Genomic DNA, 19661 nt, shown 5'->3' on the forward strand with positions numbered 1-19661 from the left:
GCCACGAACCTTTGCGCAAGTCCCCGCTGGTTATACTCCGGGGTAGACGCGTCACTGCCGGATACCGATATGACTGAAGCCGCCCTCGCCCCCAACGCCACGCCGCAGCCGCCCAGCGTCATCCTGCAGCTGCTGGAAAAACTCGCCGTGCCCTACCAGGTACGCGCCGAGAGGCCCGGCCTGCCCGCCGCCGCACGCCTGCAGGCGGTGCTGCTGGACGACGCCGTGGGCGCCCTGCTGGTGCTCTATCCGCGTAGCCAACTGCTCGACCTCGGTCGTCTGGCCGAACTCACCGGGCGCCAGTTGACGGCGGTCAAGCCGGAACGCCTGGAGCGCATGCTCGGCAAGCACAACCTCGCGGCCCTGCCGGGCCTGCCGCCGCTGACCAGCTCGCCCTGCCTGTACGAGGAGCGCCTGCTGCAGGCGCCCAGCCTGCTGATCGAGTCCGGCCAGCCCGGCGTGCTGCTGGAGATCCCCACCGAGGCCTACAAGAGCCTGCTGAGCAAGGCCAGCGCGGCACGCTTTGGCGAGCCGGTGAGCGCGATCAAGCCCAACCTCGACCGTCCGCACGACGACCGCGCGGAAATCACCCAGGCCGTGCAGGCCTTCACCGCACGGCGCATCCAGCAGCGCCTGGAAGAGACCATCGAGATTCCGCCGCTGCCGGAAACCGCGCAGAAGATCATCAAGCTGCGTGTCGACCCCAACGCCACGGTGGACGACATCACCGGCGTGGTCGAGACCGACCCGGCACTGGCCGCCCAGGTGGTCAGCTGGGCGGCTTCGCCCTACTACGCCGCGCCCGGCAAGATCCGCTCGGTGGAGGACGCCATCGTCCGCGTGCTGGGCTTCGATCTGGTGATCAACCTGGCGCTGGGCCTGGCCCTGGGCAAGACCCTCAGCCTGCCCAAGGACCAGCCGCAGCACGCCACCCCCTACTGGCAACAGGCGATCTACACCGCAGCGGTGATCGAGGGCCTGACCCGCGCCATGCCGCGCGCGCAACGCCCCGAGGCGGGCCTGACCTACCTGGCCGGGCTGTTGCACAACTTCGGCTACCTGGTGCTGGCGCACGTCTTCCCGCCGCACTTCTCGCTGATCTGCCGCCACCTGGAGGTCAACCCGCACCTGCCGCACAGCTATATCGAGCAGCACCTGCTGGGGATCACCCGCGAACAGATCGGCGCCTGGCTGATGCGCCACTGGGACATGCCGGAAGAGCTGGCGAACGCCCTGCGCTTCCAGCACGACCCCGACTATGCCGGCGACGGCGCCGCCTTCGCCAACCTGGTGTGCCTGGCGGTCAGCCTGCTGCGCAACCGCGGCATCGGTGCCGGGCCACAGAGCGAAATTCCCGATGAACTGTTCGAGGCACTCGGCCTGACCCGCGACAAGGCGGAAGACGCGGTGAGCAAGGTACTCAGCGCCGAAGTCGCCCTGCGCGAGCTGGCAGCGCAGTTCAACCCCAGCCACTGAGGGCGCGGGGTCACTGCGCGGGCGCAGCCCCCTTGCGCAGCTGTTCGCGGCGCTCGGCGAACAGCTGCGGCACCACCTCCAGACTGACGGCCAGCAACTGGCTGACGCTGGCCTGCTCGTACAGGCTGGCGTATTCGGCCAGCTGGTCACTGGGCATCTGCCGGTAGGCATAGAGCATGAAGGATTCCACGGCCTGCTGGCTGGACTGGCGAATCGCATCCGCCTGGGTCTGCGTCTGGCGCTGCAGCTCGGCCTCGTCGAGATTCTCGCCACGCGCCCTGAGCGCCAGCAGCGCCTGGGTCTTGCCGACTTCGTAGCGCAGCAGGCTGGCCAGCTCGGTGGTACGCGCCGCCGCATCCAGACGCCTGACCAGTTCCACCCGCGCGCCGCGCGGCGGCCGCTGCTGCAGGCGCTGGCGATATTCGCCGAGCACTTCCGGCTGTTCGCCGACCGCCCGCTCGGCGGCGGTGAAACGCTGCGCGAGGGGGCCGTCGAGACGCGCACGGGCCTGTTCGGCCTGTTCTTCGTCGAGTCGCTGCCCGACCCGTTCGGCCAGGTCCAGGCAGAACGCCTCGCCTGCGAACAGCTGGGCAAGGCGCTTCTGTTCGCTCTCACCCTGGCCGCGCTGCAGCAACGGCAGGCTCTGCTCGCACAGCAGGTGGATGCCGGCCAACTCGAACAGCGGCAGCAGGGTCTTGCTTGAGCTTGGCTCGGCCCGCACGGCGGTCGCGGCCAGCAACAGCAGGGGCAACAGGAAAAGGCGCATGGTCGGGCGTTCCACGATGACTTGCCTGGCAAGCCTAACCAAAGCGCAGCGTGGCGGCCAGCCGCGAGCCGCCCGGTTGCCGATCAGGCCGCCTTTTTCGGCGACTCGGCCTTTTTCTTCGGCGTCAGGTACTTGGTCAGGCCCTGGAACCACATCACCAGCGCCGGGTTGCCCTGGATCTGGATGTCCTTGTTCTGGATACCCTGCATGAAGGCCAGCTGCTTGTTCTTCGCGGTCATGGTTTCGAAACCGTAGACGGCGTCCTTGAAGCCGATGGCGAAGGCCGGCTCGGCAGTGCTGCCACGCTTGCTGCTGACGCGCTGGCCGGAGACGATGAAGTGACGGGCGACCTTGCCGTCCAGCGTGTGCAGCTGGAAGACCATGTCGCGGCCTTCGAGTTGCTGGCGGAACGCCGGGTTCTCACGACTGGCCTTGGCCATCAGGCGGCCCAGCATCCACAGAAGAAAACGGAATTTCATGCACAGGCCCTCGTGATCGAAGATGATGGGCGCGCATTGTAGTGGTTTTCTCGCAAGACTACAGCCTGTCGAAAGCATGGCTGCAATGGCGAGGACGCAGCCGGGCTGCGGAGGGGGAGCCCGGAGCCGAGCGGCTCCGGGCGATGGGCTCAGTTGACCGCGTCTTTCAGGGACTTGCCCGGTTTGAAGGCAACGGTGTTGCTGGCCTTGATCTTCACCGGCTGGCCGGTTTGCGGGTTCTTGCCCGTGCGTGCGCCACGATGACGCTGGACGAAAGTACCGAAGCCAACCAGGGTCACACTGTCCTTGCGGTTCAGTGCGCCGGTGATTTCTTCCAGTACGGCGTTGAGTACACGATTGGCCTGATCCTTGGTCAGATCAGCCTTTTCGGCGATGGCGGCGGCGAGTTCCGGTTTACGCATAGATGCCTCTTTGACGGTTTTTTGTTGTTGTGTCCGTGCTGTCCTTCCAGAACAGCGCCCAAGGCGCCGCAACAGCTCTGCGCTGCGGCAGACCCTTGGGAGAATGGCATGCCGCATCGCACTGCGCCAGTCTCATAGGACAGTTTAGTCAGGCAATTTCGTGGCGTATCCGACAGAACGACAGGCAATCATGCCAGCAGCGCGGGCAGTTCCTTGTTCAGGGCCAGTTTCTCCTGCACCGCCGCACCGGTCAGCGCGTAGCCCAGCAACGCCCCGGAAGCATCGCGGCAGAGCGCCTTGATGTCGCTCCCCGAACCCTCGACCGTCCACTCGCCCTGGCTGTCGCGCGGCGGCGGCGAGACGACCAGCGGGCACACCGGCGTCTTCACCGTCACCGGCATCGGCCCATAGCTGACGGCGGTCGGCTCGCCGGCCAGGGTCTTGGCCAGGGCACGGGCACAGGCCATCAGCGGCATGACGTAGAGCAGGTTGAGGCCATCGACCTCGGCGCAGTCACCCAGCGCGTGGATGTTGGCGTGCGAGGTCCGCAGCTGACGGTCGACCATCACCCCGCGATTGACGTCGAGGCCGGCAGCAGCAGCCAACGCGATACGCGGGCGCAGGCCGACGGCGGAGACCACCGCATCGCACTCGATCTGCGTGCCATCGGCCAGCACGGCCTGCAACGCATCGCCCTGGTGGTTCAGGCTGGCCAGCACCGGGCCCAGGTGGAAGCGCACCCCCAACCCCTCCAGGCCGGCCTGCACCGCAGCGGCCGCCGCCGGGTGCAACAGGCCGGGCATCACCTGCTCGCAGGGTGCGAGCAGTTCCACCTGATAGCCGCCCGCGCTGAGGTCATTGGCGAATTCGCAGCCGATCAGGCCGGCCCCGAGAATCAGCACCCGGCGCTTGCCGGCTACGGCATCACGGAAACGGGCGTAGTCTTCGAGATCATTGATCGGGAAGATCGCATCCTGGGCATCGCCCTCCACCGGTACGCGAATCGGCTCGGCGCCCCAGGCCAGCACCAGGTCACGGTAGGGCACCGCCTCCTCGCCGATCCACAGGCGCTTGTGGCCCGGGTCGATGCCGGTGATGCGGGTGTGGGTGCGGATCTCCGCCTTGAGCTGCTCGGCCATGGCGCCGACCTCGGCCATGGCCAGGCCATCGGCGTCCTTGTTCTTGCCGAAGCCGGTGGACAGCATCGGCTTGGAGTAGGAACGTCCGTCGTCAGCGGTGATCAGCAACAGGGGCGTCTCGCTGTCGAGCTTGCGCCACTCCTTGGCCAGGTTGTAGCCAGCCAGGCCGGTACCGACGATCACTAGGGGTGCGCTCATGCATGAATCCTCGCGGCGAAAACGACACGACGGCCAGGCGGCCGTCGTCGTGAATCAATGAGAAGCCGCTGGAAACGGCGGCCAGACTCGGAGGGGCTGACAAAGGTCAGGCAAGACGCAGCAATTTGTCAGCGCCCCCTCAGACGATCTCGATCATCTCGAAGTCGACCTTGCCCACGCCACAGTCCGGGCAGACCCAGTCGGCCGGCACGTCTTCCCAGGGCGTACCGGGTGCAATGCCCTCCTCGGGCAGCCCCAGAGCCTCGTCGTAGATGAAACCGCAGACGATGCATTGCCACTTGCGCATGGTACAGGCCTCCTCGAGAGATGGCGGACACACCCTACTGGATCGTACCGCGACTGGCTAGCCAGTCGGAGGTTGGGCACGCCAGAGCATAGGCCATCGACGCGGCGCGCACGCCACGCCTCAGCCGGCCAGCATGCGCCCGGTTTCCTCCAGGTTGATGTGCCACTGCAGCGCTTCGCGGAGGATGTGCGGGGTGTGCCCGCCACGGGCACAGGCGCGCTCGAAGTAGTCGCCGAGCGGCCCCCGAAAGTCCGGATGCACGCAGTTGTCGATCACCGCCCGGGCGCGTTCGCGCGGCGCCAGGCCACGCAGGTCGGCCAGGCCCTGCTCGGTGACCAGGATGTCGACATCGTGCTCGCTGTGATCGACGTGGCTGACCATCGGCACCACGCTGGACACCGCCCCACCCTTGGCGATCGACTTGGTGACGAAGATCGCCAGGTGGGCGTTGCGGGCGAAGTCGCCGCTGCCGCCGATGCCATTCATCATCCTGGTGCCGCCGACGTGGGTGGAGTTGACGTTGCCGTACAGGTCGAACTCCAGCGCCGTGTTGATGCCGATGATGCCCAGGCGGCGCACGACCTCGGGGTGGTTGGAGATTTCCTGCGGGCGCAGCACCAGGCGCTCCTTGTAGCGTTCGAGATTGCCGAACACATCGGCATTGCGGCGCGCCGAGAGGGTGATCGAGCTGCCTGAGGCGAAAGCCAGCTTGCCGGCATCGAACAGGTCGAAGGTGGAGTCCTGCAGCACCTCCGAGTACATGCTCAGGTTCTCGAATGGCGAATGGATCAGCCCGCACATCACCGCATTGGCGATCGAGCCGATACCGGCCTGCAGCGGGCCGAGGCTGTTGCTCATGCGCCCGGCATCGACCTCGCGCTGGAAGAAGGCGATCAGGTGGTCGGCGATGGCCTGCGTCTCGACGTCCGGTGGCAGCACGGTGGACGGCGAGTCGGGCTGGTCGTTGACCACGATGGCGACGATCTTCTCCGCCGGGATCGGGATCGCCGTGCTGCCGATACGGTCGTCGACGCGGGTCAGCGGGATCGGCGTGCGCGTCGGCCGGTAGGTGGGGATGTAGATGTCGTGCAGGCCCTGCAGATTCGGGTTGTGCGCCAGATTGATCTCGACGATCACCCGCTCGGCGAAGATGGCGAAGCTGGCCGAGTTGCCCACCGAGGTGGTCGGCACGATGTGCCCCTGCTCGGTGATGGCCACCGCTTCGATCACCGCGATGTCGGGCTTCTTCAGCTGGTGGTTGCGCAGCTGTTCGACGGTCTCGGAGAGGTGCTGGTCGATGAACATCACGCGGCCGTCGTTGATCGCCTTGCGCAGCGTGGCATCGACCTGGAACGGCATGCGCCGGGCCAGCACGCCGGCTTCGGTCAGCTGCTTGTCGAGGTCGTTGCCGAGGCTGGCGCCGGTCATCAGGCTGATGCTCAGCGGGGCCTGGCGCGCACGCTCGGCCAGCGCCAGCGGCACCGCCTTGGCCTCGCCGGCACGGGTGAAACCGCTCATGCCGACGGTCATGCCGTCCTCGATCAGGGCGGCCGCCTCGGCCGCAGTCATCACCTTGTCCAGCAGCGAAGGCTGGCGCACACGATCTGCATACATCGGGAACCTCGACAGGCGGGGATAGCACGGAGGGCGAGCAGTCTAGTGGCCGCACTGCCTCGCGCCTCTACCACGAAAGTAGGATTGAACCCTCTAGAACGGGCCTTTCGTCGGATTTCGAGGCAACCGGACAGAAGCAAAGTGCCATCTCCGGCCTGACGCAATCGGAGCACTGGCCGACGCCCACACGTATGTCCGCGCGGTCCGACTTCGGCAGTATCGCCAGGCCTCGGCAGCGGATAAGCCGTGCTCACCCATAACAACAAGAGGCTTGCACCGATGAACCTCGTCCTTTGTGCGGCGTCCCTGGCGCTGCTCGGCCTGACCCTCTGGGTGCTGTTGCGCTGGGGTCGCCTGCGCTGCACCGGCAGCGAGCCGGTCGGCCTGTTCACCTTCCTGGCGATCCTCTTCACCTCCGGGCTCGACATGGGGCTGATCATCTTCCCGATGACCGAATTCCCGATCTACGCCAGCGAGCAGCCCTATCAGTTCTCCAACCCGCTGGCGGTCGCCTTCGGCTTCTGGGGCTTCCTGATCTGGGCCATGTACTTCATCACCACCTTCTACTTCTGCGTGATCGAACCCAGGGTGCGCCTGTTCGAACTGCGCCCGGTGAAGCTGGTGAACAACCTGGTGATCGTCTCCACCTGCGCCTTCACCGCGTACCTGTTCCTGGTCAACATCGCCTGGTACGCACCGGAGATCAGCGAAACCTGGCAGTACCTGACGGTGGTCGCCATCCTGCTCGCCGCGATCTATTCCAGCACCGACATCCGCTACCTGAAGGTACTCAGCGTGGCCTCCACCTGGCTGTTCTTCGGCCTGATCCTGGCGATGGCCATCGTCGGCGGGGTCGGCCCGGACAGCTTCGCCCGGGCGGCCGGCGACATCGGCAGCGGCTACTTCGCCAAGCTGCCGCACTTCGTCGTGCCGCTCAGCGACTATCACGCCTTCTACCTGTTCTGGTGGTTCGCCTGGAGCATCATGATCGGCCAGTTCGTCTCGCGCTTCGTCGGCGGGCTGAAGACCTACCAGCTGCTGCTGGCGCTGCTGATCATCCCGTCGATTCCCCTGGCGATCTGGTTTGCCGTGCTCTACCACTACTTCACCGATGGCATCGCCATCGCGCCGCTGTGGAAGCTGGCGATGCTCGCGGTCGGGGTGATCTTCGTGATCAACTCGGTGGACTCCCTGGTGCGCCTGTACAGCGACAACCTGGGGCTCAGCGTGCAGCGGCTGGGGCGTGCGCGCTTCATCGCCTGCCACTTCGTCCTGCTCGGCGCGCTGGTGCTGACGTTCCGCTTCACGCCGTTCGAGATTCAATGGGTCGGGCTGACGGTCATCGGCCTGTATGCCGCCACCCTGGGGCTGCTCGCGCTACGCTGCCGCCCTGCCCTGCAGAGCATCGGCGGCCGCTCGGTCAGTCGAGCTTGAGGACCTTGGCCAGCACCACCTTGGGGCCTTTCATCTTCTTGACGATGATGCGCAGGCCGTCGGTCTCCAGCACTTCCTCTTCCTCGGGCATGCGCTTGAGGGTTTCGTAGATCAGGCCGGCCAGGGTCTCGGCCTCGATGTGGTCGAGGTCGACGCCCAGCAGGCGCTCGACCTTGGCCAGCGGCGTGTCACCACGTACCAGCAGCTTGCCCGGCTGGTACGCCAGGATGCCGCGCTCGGCCTTGCGGTGCTCGTCCTGAATGTCGCCGACCAATGCCTCCAGCACGTCCTCCATGGTCAGGTAGCCGATGACCTTGCCGTCGGCTTCCTCGACCAGGGCGAAGTGCGCACCGCCCTGGCGGAACTGCTCGAGCAGCTGCGACAGCGGCATGTGCCGGCTGACCCGCTCCAGGGGGTGCATCATGTCGCCGAGCTTGAGCGCCGAGGGCAGCATCTCCAGCAGCGACAGTTGCAGCAGCAGGTCCTTGATGTGCAGCACGCCGACGAACTCTTCCTTGCTCTCGTCGTAGATCGGATAGCGGCTGTACTTGTGCCGGCGAAAGGTGGTGAACACCTGGTCCAGGCTGGCGTTGAGTTCCAGGTAGACCAGATCCTCGCGCGAGTTGGCCCAGTCCACCACTTCCAGCTCACCCAGCTCGACGGCCGAGGCCAGCACGCGCAGGTCCTGGTCGCTGTCGGCGCTGGCGCGGCTGGAGTGCAGGATCAGCTTCAGCTCTTCGCGGCTGTAGTGGTGTTCATGATGCGGGCCGGGCTCGCCCTGCCCGGCGATGCGCAGGATGGCGTTGGCGCTGGCGTTGAGGACGAAGATCGCCGGGTACATCAGCCAGTAGAAGGCGTACAGCGGCGCCGCCGTCCACAGCGACAGCAGCTCCGGCTTGCGAATCGCCCAGGACTTGGGCGCCAGCTCGCCGATGACGATGTGCAGGTAGGAGATGATGGCGAACGCGGTGAAGAAAGCGATGCCGTGGATCAGCGCCGGCGAATCGATACCCAGTGCCGCCAGCAGCGGCGTCAGCAGCTCGGCGAAGGCCGGCTCACCGACCCAGCCCAGGCCCAGCGAAGCCAGGGTGATGCCCAGCTGGCAGGCCGAGAGGTAGGCGTCCATCTGGTTGTGCACGGTGCGCAGGATGTGCCCGCGCCAGCCATGCGCCTCGGCCAGCGCGTCGACCTTGGTGGCACGCAGGCGCACGATGGCGAACTCGGCGGCAACGAAGAAGCCGTTGAGCAGGACCAGAAACAGGGCGAACAGCATGAGGCCGAAGTCGGCGAGATAGGTGGAAACGGAGAGGCTCGTGGAGGGGTCCATGAAGGTTCGGGTTGGCCAATGATCGCTAGAGGGTGGAGCCTCGCCGCGCCGAATGCAAGCATTCAGCGGGCGCGCTGCACCACCTGGGCCGGGGCGAAGTGACAGGTGAAGGTACTGCCGCGGCCCAGCTCGCTGCCAATCTCCAGGTTGCCGCGATGGCGCAGCAGCACATGCTTGACGATCGCCAGGCCGAGCCCGGTGCCGCCCGTGTTGCTGGCACGGCTGGAGTCGACGCGGTAGAAGCGCTCGGTCAGGCGCGGCAGGTGCTTGGCGTCGATGCCCATGCCCGTGTCGCTGACGGCCAGGTGCGCGCCCTTCTCGTCACCCCACCAGCGGATGCGGATCTCGCCGCCGGCCGGCGTGTACTTGACCGCGTTGAACACCAGGTTGGAAAACGCGCTGCGCAGTTCGGCCTCGCTGCCCTTGAGCTTGAGGTGCGGATCGGCCTCCAGGCTGATGCGATGCAACTGATCGGCTGACAGCGCCTGGGCATCGTTGCGGATCGACAGCAGCATCAGGTCGACCGCGACCGGCTGATTGTCCGAGGGATAGTCCGTGGCCTCCAGCTTGGCCAGCAGCAGCAGGTCGTTGAGCAGCGTCTGCATGCGCGCGCCTTGCTGCTGCATCTGCTGCAGGGCACGCAGCCAGCGCGGATTGACCGCCTCGACGTTGTCCAGCAGGGTCTCCAGATAGCCGGCGATCACCGTCAGCGGCGTGCGCAGTTCGTGGGAGACGTTGGCGACGAAGTCCTTGCGCATCTGTTCCAGCTGATGGAGACGGGTGACATCACGCACCAGCAGCAGATGCTCGCGGTTACCGTAGCGGGTGATATGGAACTGCAGGCGCCGACGGTCGTTGACCGGCGAGGGAATCTCCAGGGCATCGGCATAGTTGCCACGCTCGAAGTACTCCTTGAAGCGCGGGTCGCGCACCAGGTTGGCCAGCTGCTGGCCACTGTCCTGGGGGGTTTTCAGGCCCAGCAGGGTCTCGGCGGCACGGTTCCACCATTCCAGGTTGCCCTGGCTGTCGAGCATCACCACCGCATCCTTGAGCGCAGCGGTGGACTCCTGCACGCGGTCGATCACCGCCTGCAGGCGGCCACGCGCCTTCTGGTTGCGCCGTTGCAGGTGGTAGATGCTGTCGAACACCTCGCCCCACAGGCCGTAGCCGTCCGGCGGCGGTTCGTCGGGTTTGTGCTCGCGCAGCCATTTGTGCAGGCGCAACAGCTGGCTGAGGGTCCAGCCCAGGTGAATGGCGAGGCCACACGCCAGCACCCAGGCATATTCGCCGGTGACGAAACCCAGCAGCAGGCAGGCGCCGATCAGCAGCAACAGCCGGCGCACCACGGCACCACGCCAGTCTTGATTCACGATGGAACGCATCCTTGTCTGAAGAGCGAGCTCGCAGCAGCAGCTTCACGAGCTTGCGAGCTGGAGCCATGCAATACCGATGACGCCCCCGCGCAGGCAACTGCGGAACGCTCGGCGTTGCGGGCGATTGTACGACTGTCCATGCGTATTACTCACCACGTTCGCCCTTAGGGGCCTCACCAAACTGCGTTGGCCGCTCGCGGCCTGCCGGACCTGTTCTCGACGCGGCAGGGCCGACGCGCAGCACCAGCGGCTCAGCCTTTGGTGGAGAAACGATAGCCAGTCCCGCGCACGGTTTGTACCAGGTTTTCGTAGGCATCGCCGAGCGCCTTGCGCAGGCGACGGATATGCACGTCGACGGTACGTTCCTCGACGTAGACGTTGCCACCCCAGACCTGATCGAGCAGCTGGCCACGGGTATAGGCGCGCTCCTGATGGGTCATGAAGAATTGCAGCAGGCGGTATTCGGTCGGCCCCATTTCGGCCGGTTTGCCGTCGATGGTGACGCGATGGCTGATCGGGTCGAGCAGCAGGCCACCGACCTCGATCGGCGCCTCGCTGTCGCTCGGACCGGCCCGGCGCAGCACGGCCTTGAGGCGCGCCACCAGCTCGCGCGGCGAGAAGGGCTTGGTGATGTAGTCGTCGGCGCCGACTTCCAGGCCCTGGATCTTGTTGTCCTCTTCACCCTTGGCGGTGAGCATGATGATCGGGATATCGCTGGTCAGCTCGTCGCGCTTCAGGCGGCGTGCCAGCTCGATGCCACTGGTACCCGGCAGCATCCAGTCGAGCAGGATCAGATCGGGTTTGCGGTCGACGATGACGGCATGGGCCTGCTGGGTATTCTCCGCTTCCAGGCACTCGTAACCGGCCATTTCCAGGGCCACCGCGATCATTTCGCGGATCGGTGCTTCGTCATCGACGATCAGGATGTTCTTGCCAACCATGGGGCCTTAGCCTCTGTTCGTTCATCTGTCTGCGCCGCATTAGATAACGGAATTATTGCAGCGATATGACAAGCGCGCGGCAGTGCCGGGAGCAGGGTCGCGATTTCGCCAGCTGACGCACGCTGCCAACGGGAGCGACCGTCGGGCTGAGCGCCAGCGCAGCATGCTTATCGCTCACTCAGCGCAGGGCATAGTCCAGCACGATGCCGATGAAGATCGCCAACCCCGCCCAGTGGTTGTGCAGGAAGGCGTTGAAGCACACCAGCGGCTCGCGGCGGCGGGTCACGTGAAACTCCCAGGCGAAGCAGGCAGCGGCCACCAGCAGGCCAAGATGGAAGTACAGGCCCAGTTCGAAGCGCGCACCGGCCAGCAGCAGGCAGAGCAGCGCCAGGCCCTGCAGGGTCGCGATGATCAGACGGTCGGCGTCGCCGAAGAGGATGGCGGTGGACTTCACCCCGATCTTCAGGTCGTCCTCGCGGTCGGCCATCGCGTAGTAGGTGTCGTAGGCCACCGTCCACAGCAGGTTGGCGATGTACAGCAGCCAGGCCTCGGGCGGCAGGCTGCCGGTCTCGGCGGTGAAGGCCATCGGCATGCCCCAGGAGAACGCTGCGCCGAGCACCACCTGGGGGTAGAAGGTGTAGCGCTTCATGAAGGGGTAGCAGGCGGCCAGGGCCAGGCCGCCGAAGGACAGCCAGATGGTGGTGGCATTGGTGAACAGCACCAGCACGAAACTCAGCGCCACCAGCACGGCGAACAGCACCAGCGCTTCGCGTGGCGTGACCTTGCCGCTGGCCAGCGGGCGTGCCTTGGTGCGGCTGACATGGCCATCGAAGTTGCGGTCGGCGTAGTCGTTGATCACGCACCCTGCAGCGCGCATCAGAATCACGCCGACGACGAAGATGAACAGGTTCTTCACGCTCGGCACGCCCTCGCCCGCCACCCACAGCGCCCACAGCGTCGGCCACAGCAGGAGGTAGATGCCGATGGGCTTGTCCAGGCGCATCAGCTGGATGAAGTCCCAGGCACGCGGGTGCAGGCGGGTGGTCGATTGCAGCAGGCGGGTGTACATCGCGGCGTCTCCGTGCAGGTTGCGCGGATTATAAAGGGGTTGGCGGCGCAGGGTGGATGACGCTGTCCTCATCCACCGTTACAGGCGCCAGGTACGCCCATGCCTTCGGGCACTGGCGCGCCGCGCAGCCGCTTGCTGGCAGACGCAGCGCGGGCTTGCGGTCTACGCGTCGAGACCCGCCGCCTGCCAGAACGCCGGCAGGAAGACCTCGGCCACCAGCACGCCGAGCGCTGCGCGGCTGAAGCAGGAGCGCCGCGCCCACAGGCGCTCCTCACGCACCGCCTGCGGCAACCAGGCGGCCGGATAGCGACAGGCCTGCAGCTCGCCGCGGTCGAAGGCGCGGTCACTGAACAGCAGTTCGCCCAGCGAGCGGCTGCCCAGTTCAGCCAGGTTCAGTCCGGAGCCTTCGAGCACGCTGCGCGCCGCAACGCTGCGGGCGAAGACCCAGGGCTGCCCGTGGCCACGCAGGTAGACCTCGCGCACCCAGCCCTGGCTGCCATCGGCCACGCCGAGCAGGGCGCATTCGTCGTTGCGCAGGCGCTGCCAGCCTTCCTGCAACGGGGTCACGGAGAAGCCGTCGTGCGACAGTGCCGTCAGGCGCCGTGTCAGCGAGTCACCGTTGAACAGCCAGTCGCGGACAGCGGCAGTCGGTTGCGGATGCAACTGGGCCTGGGTCAACCAGCGCGGAGGATGAGCGAGGGCGGCGTGAGACACGGAGAACAATCACCACGGATCGGAAGCGCGCGAGTCTATCACGCCACGTCCGGGCTGCCTCAGTAGGGTGGCGGCGCGTACAGCTGAGCCGCTCCGGGCTCGCCGAGCAACTGCTCGAGGATTTCGTGGTGCATGGCCAGCAGCTTGCCGTTGCGCTCGTTGAGACGCTTGCACTGCCCGGCCAGCAGGCCAAGCTGCTCCCAGGTGTGGGAAAGGTGATTGCGCTGGGCCTGCGGATAGCGCGCCAGCAGCTTGTGCATGGCGCTGTGGCCGGTACCCAGCTGGAAGGCGGCCAGGACCTTGCTGCGACGCTCGGCCCGCGCCCTGGCCTGGTCCACCAGTGGCAGGATCTGCTCGTTGAGCAGGTCGATCTGCCGGCTGTCGCGCTTGAGCAACTGCTGATACAGCTCCTGCATCAGCCCGCGCAGGGCAAGGTAGTCGGCGCAGTCCTGATGCAGGTCCTGCTCGACGACCTGGAGCAGCTGTTGCTCACGCGCTGTGGTCACGCATCGCTACCGCTGTGATAGGTCAGCATGCTGCTGGCCAGCGCCGCCGGGTCGCTGCTCAGCTCGCCATTGGCCAGCGCCGCCTTGAGCTGGGCGACCTTGTCCAGATCGACGTCCGGCAGGCTCTGCAGCGCCGCCTGCAGCTGTTCGAGACGCGGCTCGGCGCCTGCACTGGCGCGCGCGGGGGTCTCCTGCTGCGGCCGCGCGCCCTGCACCTTGGCGGGGACGTCGCTGGGCAGGTTGAGACCGGGCTTGAGGTGCCTGCTGATTTCCATGATTCGAATCCAACTCGTGGTGTTATGGCCTAAGAGCGACCCGATACGGCCAGCACTTAAACCCCAGGCGAAAAATAATCTCGCGGCGCCGCCCGTCAGCTGACCTGTGCGCGCCACCAGGCCTGCGCCGCCAGGCCATCCTGGATCTTCTGTTCCTGGCGGGCAAGCAGCTCATGCCACTGGCCCAGCTTGCTCTCGAGAAACTGGTTGATCACCTTCTCGCTGCGCATGGCCGTCAGCAACTCGCGCTGGATACGCGCCAGGTTCTCCTCGGCCAGCGCCAGCTCGCGGCGCTGCAGCTCCACCATCTTGTACAGCGTGGCCTTGTAGCGCTGCTGGTTGTCGCGCTGCAGCGGCGTGGTCATCGGCACGCTGAAACCGCACAGGCGGCTGAGCCCGGTGATGTTGTTGCGATAGCGCTGGCACAGGTTCTGTTGATAACTGACCCGACCGAGCATCTGCTGCACCCGGTTGCCACGCAGGCTGGCCAGCCGCCCCAGCACTTCTAGCTGCTCTTTCATTTGATGATGCTCTGCAAGGTGGCGATGCTGGCGCCGAGCTCGGCAGCGACGCCGACCTCCTGGCGCAGGAAGCGTTCGAGGCTCGGCGCCAGCTGCACGGCGCGGTCGGTCCGGGCATCCATGCCCGGCGTGTAGCCGCCGAGCGGAATCAGCTCCTTGATCTTCTCGAAGGTGCTGTAGAACTCCTTGAACTGGCGGCCTGCGGCCAGGTGCGCGGCCTCGCCGACCTGGCTCATGCAGCGGCTGACCGAGGCGGAGATGTCGATGGCCGGGTAATGCCCGACATCGGCCAGGCGCCGCGACAGCACGATATGGCCGTCGAGGATCGCCCGTGCGCAGTCGACGATCGGGTCCTGGTGGTCATCGCCCTCGGCCAGCACGGTGTAGATGGCGCTGAGGCTGCCGCTGCCGCTCTCGCCGTTGCCGGCACTCTCCACCAGCTCCGGCAGCATGCCGAACACCGACGGTGGATAACCCTTGGTCGCCGGCGGCTCGCCCAGCGCCAGGGCGATCTCGCGCTGGGCCATGGCATAGCGGGTCAGCGAGTCGACCAGCAGCAGCACGTCCTGGCCCTGGTCGCGGAAGTAGGCGGCGATGCTGTGGCACAGCTCGGTGGCCTTCAGCCGCATCAAGGGTGATTCGTTGGCCGGCGCCACCACCACCACCGCCTTGCGCAGGCCCTCTTCGCCAAGCGAGTGGAGAATGAACTCCTGCACCTCGCGGCCACGCTCGCCGATCAGCCCGACCACCACCACGTCGGCCTTGGTCTGCCGGGTGATCATGCCCAGCAACACGCTCTTGCCCACCCCGGAGCCGGCGAACAGGCCGACGCGCTGCCCCTTGCCCAGGGTCAGCAGGCCGTTGATGGCGCGCACGCCGACATCCAGCGCCGCCTCCACCGGGCGGCGCTTGAGCGGGTTGACGCTGGGCAGCTCGACCGGCAACGGATCGCGACCACTGAGCTTTCCGCGCTCGTCGAGTGGCTCGCCGAGGCCATTGACCACCCGCCCCAGCCAGGACTCGTCGATGTGCAGCACCGCCTCGTCCTTGGCCGGGAAGACCCGCGAGCCAGCCGCCAGGCCGACCGGTTTCTTGAACGGCATCAGGTAGGTGATATCGCGGTTGAAGCCGACCACCTGGGCGTCCAGCAGGCTGCCGTCGGCCTGCTCCACACGGCAGCGCTGGCCGGTGCTGCGCTGGCAGCCGAGGCTTTCCAGCAACATCCCGGAGACCCGCACCAGGCGCCCGGCCACTTTGGCCAGTTGCACGCCATCGAGCGAGCGCAGCGCTTCGTCGAGTTTGTAGTCGAGCATGCTGGCGACGGCTCCCGGTCAGGCTTCAGTCAGGTGCAGGTGTTCGGCCAGGGTGTCGATGCAGGCATCCAGGCGCTGCTGGCAGCCGACGTCGGCCTCGGCCTGTGGCGTGACCACCCGGCATTCGCCGAGCGCCAGGCGCTCGTCGGCCACCAGCTTCCAGCCCGCGGCACGTTCCGGCGCCACCGACCTGATCCGCGCGTACTCCTCGGGGCTCAGCAGCACCTGAACGTCCTCCGGCTCGCCCGGCATGCCGCTCAGGGCCTCCTCGACCAGCGCCAGCAGCTGCGTCGGATGCAGGGTCAGCTCGCAGCGAATGACCTGCTGCGCGACCTTCCTGACCAGCTCCAGCAGTTCCTGGCGACGCTTGTGCTCCAGTTCGCCGAGGTAGTGCTCGACCTGCTCGCTGATGGCCTGCAGCGGCTGCGCCGCCAGCTCGAAGGCGCGGCGCCCCTCGCTGCGCCCCTCGTCGCGGCCGAGCTTCATGCCGTCCTCGCGGCCCTGCTCGAAACCGGCCTGGCGCCCGGCCTCCTCGCCCTGCTGCAGACCGTCCTGGTAGCCCTTCTCGATGCCCTGCTGGAAGCCATCGGCCATGGCCCGCTGCAGCCCGGCCGGATCGCCGCTCCAGTCCTCGCTCGGTTGGCTGCTGCGCGGCGGGAAGCGGTAGGCGCGCCACTGCCGGGCGTCGCCGTTGATCACCTTGAGCGTCATCTCATTCCACCGTCTGTTCGCGGAACAGCTGCACCTGCAGCTCACCATTGGCCGACATCTCGCGCACCACCGCCATGATGTCCTTGCGCACCTGCTCGACCCGGCTCAGCGGCACCGGGCCCTGGCGGCGGTTGATCGACTCCATCTGCTGCGCCTGGCGCTTGGGCATAGCGCCAGCGATGGCGCGCACCAGCTCCGGCTCGGCGCCCTTGAGCGCGACCACCCACTCTTCCAGCGGCACGGCTTCAAGCAGCGCCTGCAGCACGTCCTGGTTCTGCCGTGAAAGGATGAAGAAGTCGTACATTTCATCCTCGATGCGCTCGACCAGCTGATCGTCATGCGCGCGCAACAGCTCGAACATCTGCCCGCGGTCACCCTTGAAGCGGTTCATGATGTCCGCTGCCTGCTTGATGCCGCGCACCTGCGAACCCTGGGTGCTGAGCACGGCCAGGCTGCGCTCGATCAGAAGCTCCAGCTCGGCGATCACGTCGCTGTTGACCTCGCTGAGGTTGGCGATGCGGTACAGCAGCTCGTCCTGCCGCTCGCGCGGCATGCACTCGAGCACGTCGCTGGCCATGCCGGGCGGCAGGAAGGCGAGGAACACCGCCTGCATCTGCGCGTGTTCCTTGGCGATCAGCGCGGCGAACTGCTTCGGGTCGAGCCACTCCATCTTGGCCATCTTGGCGCGAATCTCCTCGCCATAGATGCTGTCCAGCAGCGAACGGGTGATCTCGCTGCCCAGCGCCTTGCTGAGCATGCCGTCGAGGTAGCCACGCGAGGCGCCCTTGATGCTGCTCTGCTCCTTGTAGTCCTCGAAGAAGCGGCCGATGACGTCGGAGACCATCGGCTGCTTGACGTTGGACAGGCGCGCCATGGCCTGGCTGATGGCGACGATTTCCTCGCGGGAGAAGTGCCTGAGCACCCCGGCGGAAATCTCGTCGCCCATGCTCAGCATGAGAATGGCGGCCTGCTCGGAGGAGCTCAACGAACGCTTCTGCACGCGCAGGCGCATTTCCTTGGCGGTGGAACCGCCGCGGCCGTCAGGCTGGGTTGAGGTCTCGTTCATTGCGCCCTATCCACTGTTTGATGACTTCCGAGACGCGCTCGGGATCGTTCTTGGCCAGCATCTGCAGGTGTTCGATCTGTAGCTCCAGGCCCGAACCGGGCGCCGGTAGACGGATTTCCGACAACGGGCTGAGCTCACCGAGCACGGTGGCCCCAGGCGCGTCGTCACCGACACGCGCCAGCAGGCGCTCGGCGGCGCGTTCGGCATGCAGGGCGAGCTGCTCGTCGCCCTCGCTCGCCGCAGGCAGCCCAGGCTGGCTGCGCTGGCTCAGGCTGCGCACGGCCGGACGCACCACCAGCAGCAGGAGCAACAGGCTGATCAGGGCGAACACGCCGAGCTTGGCCAGGTCATGCACCTTGGCGTCCTGCCACCAGGGCAGGGCCTCGCCCGCCGCAGTCGCCAGGCCGGCCTCGGTGAAGGGGAACACGCTCAGGGTCAGCAGGTCGCCACGCGCCTGGTTGAAGCCCACCGCACTTTTGACCATCGCCGCGAGTTCCTCGCGCGCCTCGGGCGTCCAGCCGCCCTCCGGGGCCACGGCGGCATTGAGCACCACGGCGATGCTCTGCTGGCGCAGGCTGAACGGCGCATGCTTGACGTGCGTGACGCTCTGGTCGTAATCCAGCTGGCGGTTGGACTCCTTGCGCAGCGAGGTGGCCGCCTTGTTCGCGCTGTCCTGCTCATTTGCGGCCTGCCCCGGGGCCGGCTCGGGCGCCGGTTGCGGCGGGCGGTTGGCCAGCGACCCCGGCACCCCCAGCGCCAGCTGGTCGAGCACGCTCTCGTCGCGCAGCACTTCGTTGCGCAGGCGCGGCGTCTCGCCGTAGGACTGGAAGGTCTCTTCCTTCTGGCTGAAATCGATGTCGGCGGCCACGCTGATGCGGTAGTTGCCGCCCCCCAGCACCGGCGCCAGCACCGCCTCGGCATTGGCCACCGCCTTGCTCTGGTAGTCGTCGACCACCTGCCAGTTCTGCACCGGGCCGCCGTGGCTATCGATCCCGCGGGACAGCAGCGCACCGTACTGGTCGACCACCTGCACGTTGCCCGCCTCCAGCTGCGGCACGCTGCCGGCGACCAGATTGACGATGGCGCTGATCTGCTCCGGCGTCAGCTTGTAGCCCGGTGCCAGCTGCAGCATCACCGAGGCCTTGCCCGGCTCGCGCTTGCCGACCACGAAGGAGCTGCTTTCCTGCAGCGCCAGGTGCACGCGCGCGCCCTCGACGCCCTTCAACGCCATCACCGTGCGCGCCAGTTCGCCCTCCAGGCTGCGCTTGAGGCGCACGTCCTGGACGAACTGACTGGTGCCCAGCGGTTCGTCCTTGTCGAACAGCTCGTAGCCGGCCGGCACCTTGACCTGTACGCCCTTGGCCGCCAGCAGCATGCGCGCCTGGCTCAGCTGGTCCTCGCGCACCAGCACCTGGCCGCTCTGCGGGTGCAGGCGGTAGCTGATCGCATCGCCATCGAGCACCTGCATCACCTCGGCCGCCGGGTAGGCCTCGCCGCTGCCGTACAGCGGCCGGAACGAACCCTGGTCGCGCCAGAGATAGAACACCACGCCGACCGCCAGCAGCGCGGCCAGCAACGCCAGCCCGGCCAGGGTCATGCGCGGGTCGAGTTTCAGCCCGCCTTCGGGCAGTTTGCTTCTCAGGGTCTGCAGCACGCGTCAGGTCTCCGCTCCGCTTACAGCGGCATCTTCATGATGTCGTCGAAGGCGCTGGCCAGCTTGTTGCGCACCTGCATCAGCGCACTGAACGAGACGCTGGCCTTCTGGCTCTCGATCATCGCCCCCACCAGGTCATCGCTCTGCCCGCTGTCCACGGCCGCCATCAGTTCGCCGGAGCGATGCTGCTGAGCGTCCACGGCGCGCACCGCATCGTCGAAGGCGGCGGCGAAACCCGCCTCGCCGGGCTGCACGGCAAAGGCTTGCGCCGGCTGGACCGGGGTCGCCTCGCTGAGGCTTCTGAGCTGCTCCATACGGCCCAGCAGATCCTGCTGCACCTGACTGATCGAGTTCAT

21 protein-coding genes are annotated in these 19661 nt (G+C 66.8%); 2 read left to right on the plus strand and 19 right to left on the minus strand.

The features are described from left to right. Positions 1-69: 69 nt before the first annotated feature. Positions 70-1476, plus strand: a complete 1407-nt coding sequence (locus tag FIV02_RS23535) for an aminoacyl-tRNA deacylase and HDOD domain-containing protein (RefSeq protein ID WP_037051115.1) — start codon at positions 70-72, stop codon at positions 1474-1476. 10 nt (positions 1477-1486) lie between these two features. Here the strand turns inward: FIV02_RS23535 and FIV02_RS23540 are convergent, their stop codons facing one another. The 6 genes from FIV02_RS23540 to FIV02_RS23565 form a co-directional block, all read right to left on the minus strand. Next, complete coding sequence (locus tag FIV02_RS23540; protein ID WP_172979193.1) at positions 1487-2242, minus strand: hypothetical protein; 756 nt, start codon at positions 2240-2242, stop codon at positions 1487-1489. 83 nt (positions 2243-2325) lie between these two features. After that, the gene (locus FIV02_RS23545) at positions 2326-2721 is read right to left on the minus strand and encodes a helicase (RefSeq protein ID WP_152489952.1); all 396 of its coding nucleotides are present in this window, start codon (positions 2719-2721) and stop codon (positions 2326-2328) included. Between the two features lie 149 nt (positions 2722-2870). Beyond that, positions 2871-3143, minus strand: coding sequence for an HU family DNA-binding protein (locus FIV02_RS23550; protein ID WP_003242571.1), 273 nt, complete (start codon positions 3141-3143; stop codon positions 2871-2873). Between the two features lie 188 nt (positions 3144-3331). Continuing rightward, the gene (locus FIV02_RS23555; RefSeq protein ID WP_152489953.1) at positions 3332-4480 is read right to left on the minus strand and encodes an FAD-dependent oxidoreductase; all 1149 of its coding nucleotides are present in this window, start codon (positions 4478-4480) and stop codon (positions 3332-3334) included. 139 nt (positions 4481-4619) lie between these two features. Continuing rightward, positions 4620-4787 (minus strand): rubredoxin, encoded by a 168-nt coding sequence (locus FIV02_RS23560; RefSeq protein ID WP_037051106.1) that lies wholly within the window; start codon positions 4785-4787, stop codon positions 4620-4622. Between the two features lie 120 nt (positions 4788-4907). Further along, entirely contained in the window at positions 4908-6401 is a 1494-nt protein-coding gene (locus FIV02_RS23565) for an acetyl-CoA hydrolase/transferase family protein (RefSeq protein WP_047587232.1), read from the minus strand. A 279-nt stretch (positions 6402-6680) separates the two neighbouring features. On the opposite strand from FIV02_RS23565, the gene FIV02_RS23570 reads away from it, so the two are divergent. Further along, positions 6681-7835 (plus strand): BCCT family transporter, encoded by a 1155-nt coding sequence (locus FIV02_RS23570; RefSeq protein WP_152489954.1) that lies wholly within the window; start codon positions 6681-6683, stop codon positions 7833-7835. On the opposite strand, the gene FIV02_RS23575 is transcribed toward FIV02_RS23570, so the two are convergent. The 13 genes from FIV02_RS23575 to FIV02_RS23635 all read right to left on the minus strand — a co-directional run bounded on the left by FIV02_RS23575 (position 7822) and on the right by FIV02_RS23635 (position 19661). Then, complete coding sequence (locus tag FIV02_RS23575; RefSeq protein ID WP_037051098.1) at positions 7822-9162, minus strand: hemolysin family protein; 1341 nt, start codon at positions 9160-9162, stop codon at positions 7822-7824. The genes FIV02_RS23570 and FIV02_RS23575 overlap by 14 nt on opposite strands. Positions 9163-9224: 62 nt before the next feature. After that, a complete protein-coding gene (phoR, locus tag FIV02_RS23580) occupies positions 9225-10544 on the minus strand; it encodes a phosphate regulon sensor histidine kinase PhoR (RefSeq protein WP_037051097.1) in 1320 nt (439 codons plus the stop codon). 242 nt (positions 10545-10786) lie between these two features. Then, positions 10787-11476 (minus strand): phosphate regulon transcriptional regulator PhoB, encoded by a 690-nt coding sequence (gene phoB, locus FIV02_RS23585; protein WP_003242584.1) that lies wholly within the window; start codon positions 11474-11476, stop codon positions 10787-10789. Between the two features lie 178 nt (positions 11477-11654). Beyond that, the gene (gene ubiA, locus FIV02_RS23590) at positions 11655-12545 is read right to left on the minus strand and encodes a 4-hydroxybenzoate octaprenyltransferase (RefSeq protein WP_152489955.1); all 891 of its coding nucleotides are present in this window, start codon (positions 12543-12545) and stop codon (positions 11655-11657) included. Between the two features lie 162 nt (positions 12546-12707). Further along, positions 12708-13259: a chorismate lyase gene (locus FIV02_RS23595; RefSeq protein ID WP_152489956.1), complete on the minus strand. Its 552-nt coding sequence runs from the start codon at positions 13257-13259 to the stop codon at positions 12708-12710. A 59-nt stretch (positions 13260-13318) separates the two neighbouring features. After that, entirely contained in the window at positions 13319-13765 is a 447-nt protein-coding gene (gene flgN, locus FIV02_RS23600; RefSeq protein WP_037051093.1) for a flagellar export chaperone FlgN, read from the minus strand. Further along, positions 13762-14040 (minus strand): flagellar biosynthesis anti-sigma factor FlgM, encoded by a 279-nt coding sequence (gene flgM / locus FIV02_RS23605; protein WP_047587244.1) that lies wholly within the window; start codon positions 14038-14040, stop codon positions 13762-13764. The genes flgN and flgM overlap by 4 nt, the downstream gene beginning before the upstream one ends. Positions 14041-14135: 95 nt before the next feature. Continuing rightward, on the minus strand, positions 14136-14561 hold the full coding sequence (locus tag FIV02_RS23610) for a flagellar FliJ family protein (RefSeq protein ID WP_037051089.1): 426 nt from the start codon (positions 14559-14561) through the stop codon (positions 14136-14138). Beyond that, positions 14558-15874 (minus strand): flagellar protein export ATPase FliI, encoded by a 1317-nt coding sequence (fliI, locus tag FIV02_RS23615; protein WP_037051087.1) that lies wholly within the window; start codon positions 15872-15874, stop codon positions 14558-14560. The genes FIV02_RS23610 and fliI overlap by 4 nt, the downstream gene beginning before the upstream one ends. A gap of 18 nt (positions 15875-15892) precedes the next feature. Beyond that, on the minus strand, positions 15893-16585 hold the full coding sequence (fliH, locus tag FIV02_RS23620) for a flagellar assembly protein FliH (RefSeq protein WP_152489957.1): 693 nt from the start codon (positions 16583-16585) through the stop codon (positions 15893-15895). A gap of 1 nt (position 16586) precedes the next feature. Continuing rightward, the gene (locus tag FIV02_RS23625) at positions 16587-17651 is read right to left on the minus strand and encodes a FliG C-terminal domain-containing protein (protein WP_037051085.1); all 1065 of its coding nucleotides are present in this window, start codon (positions 17649-17651) and stop codon (positions 16587-16589) included. Continuing rightward, positions 17626-19305, minus strand: a complete 1680-nt coding sequence (fliF, locus tag FIV02_RS23630) for a flagellar basal-body MS-ring/collar protein FliF (protein WP_152489958.1) — start codon at positions 19303-19305, stop codon at positions 17626-17628. Before fliF ends, FIV02_RS23625 begins: the two co-directional genes overlap by 26 nt. Positions 19306-19325: 20 nt before the next feature. Further along, positions 19326-19661, minus strand: coding sequence for a flagellar hook-basal body complex protein FliE (locus FIV02_RS23635; protein ID WP_037051080.1), 336 nt, complete (start codon positions 19659-19661; stop codon positions 19326-19328).

Origin of the sequence: Pseudomonas sp. THAF187a, assembly GCF_009363395.1 — a bacterium.
In the GTDB taxonomy this organism is placed as follows: Bacteria; Pseudomonadota; Gammaproteobacteria; order Pseudomonadales; family Pseudomonadaceae; genus Aquipseudomonas; species Aquipseudomonas khazarica.